We start from the raw sequence: 1513 nt of genomic DNA, 5'->3' as shown, positions 1-1513 counted from the left end.
GAATTCGTCGCTACGTTTGAGCATCAGGTGATGCAGCCACAAACCAATCAGTGGCAACATAACGGTGAACAGGATATGCCCGATGTGCTGAAAGTCATCCAGGAAGATGACGCAAAGAGTGGAAGGTACTGCATGCAGGCAAAAAGCCAGAAAATTATCTGACAAAGCGATGGCGCTGATAAAGAATATACTGAGTAAGCTGATCACCAGATAATTTTTATCTGTTTGCCCGACTTCCTCAAAACGTAATGCTATTTGCCAGGCCCATAACAGACCGACAATCACAGAACACATATTCAGATGTGAAGAGTAATTTTTCTTACTGAAAAAAGAAAATATTAACCCGCCACAACAAAGTGCAAAAATCAGTATCAGCGGGAAGGGTGTCGCCGCTGCATTGTCGGGGGGATAAACCATCGAAAATAGCGCCGTGGCACTATTTAAAAAAAAGAATAGGAGCATCGCCAGCCGATGTTTGCTTCTCAGCAGTTCATCATAGGAATGAGATATCATCAAATTTACTCTATTTAGCGTCTGTTGTTCTGAATAGATAAAGATTCTTATCGCCCTATACCGCGTGCTTATTCCATTAAGACAAGTTCCATGCAGGCAGGCTAATGGTTTTAATAGGTAATTATTAGAATTCTATAAATATAGTTTTTTCAGTGACTATTATAAAAAATTTAATTAGCCGGGTTTCACTAATTTGGTTTAACACCTTTAAAATTAGCACTTTTGTACACAGGTGTCACCCAAACGGAGTATAAGACCGTAAATAACTGCGCAGACTTTACCTTAAAGGCGGGCGTGCTGGCAGACGGGCGTTGTGTCGTCTGATTTATTGCGGGGGGTGTATGGTAAATGAGAAAAAATCCTATATGATATTGGTTCTCATTATCAGCATTTGGAGCAGGGTTATGATACCGGCAATTGTCATGGCATGTGGGATCTGGGCGGTTGTGTGGATGCTGGGTAAACGTCTGACCAGTGGCTGGGGGGTATTGCTGCCTTGCGCGCTGATGCCGTTGCTGGCGCTGGCACATATGACGTTGGACCAGCTGCGCGTTCTGGTCGTGGTCGCGATGCTGGTGACGCTGGGCATGCTGTTCCACCGGACGCTGCGCCATTATCTGCTGCTGCCCTCATTTATGGCGCTGGCAGGCGGACTGGCGGCAGTGACGTTGAATTTTAGTTTGTGATGAAAACAGGAATACGAAGATGAGAAACAGGAAAAACAGTAAAGCGAAGGGGATTTTTTACTTTCTGAAATCGAAGGAGTTAATACAGGAAGGCAAAACCGAAGAACAGAATCATGTGGTGCGAAGAGAGGGACTTGAACCCTCACGTCCGTAAGAACACTAACACCTGAAGCTAGCGCGTCTACCAATTCCGCCACCTTCGCACAGATGAATTCTGCTGACTGCTGATTTATATCACCGGAGTGGTGCGAAGGGAGGGACTCGAACCCTCACATCCGAAGGACACTAACACCTGAAGCTAGCGCGTCTACCAA

At 45.4% G+C, this 1513-nt stretch carries 1 protein-coding gene, 1 tRNA gene and 1 pseudogene; 1 reads left to right on the top strand and 2 read right to left on the bottom strand.

What is annotated here, in order from left to right:
* Window positions 1-513: pseudogene (locus J8X26_RS05305) on the bottom strand (GGDEF domain-containing protein); the annotation flags it as partial.
* A 404-nt stretch (window positions 514-917) separates the two neighbouring features.
* Here J8X26_RS05305 and J8X26_RS05300 point away from each other — a divergent pair.
* Window positions 918-1199, top strand: a complete 282-nt coding sequence (locus tag J8X26_RS05300) for a DUF1435 domain-containing protein (protein WP_165058933.1) — start codon at window positions 918-920, stop codon at window positions 1197-1199.
* A gap of 116 nt (window positions 1200-1315) precedes the next feature.
* On the opposite strand, the gene J8X26_RS05295 is transcribed toward J8X26_RS05300, so the two are convergent.
* Window positions 1316-1402, bottom strand: a tRNA-Leu gene (locus J8X26_RS05295).
* Window positions 1403-1513 lie beyond the last annotated feature (111 nt).

The organism is Rahnella sp. ChDrAdgB13 (genome assembly GCF_017655185.1).
Lineage (GTDB): Bacteria > Pseudomonadota > Gammaproteobacteria > Enterobacterales > Enterobacteriaceae > Rahnella > Rahnella contaminans.
Note: the sequence above shows the minus strand (reverse complement) of the source record. Positions and strands in the feature narration are given on the sequence as shown.

What these genes read in the sequence shown, in the direction of transcription:
- J8X26_RS05300 (WP_165058933.1), top strand. Translation starts at nt 918, where the DNA reads ATGATACCGGCAATTGTCATGGCATGTGGGATCTGGGCGGTTGTGTGG.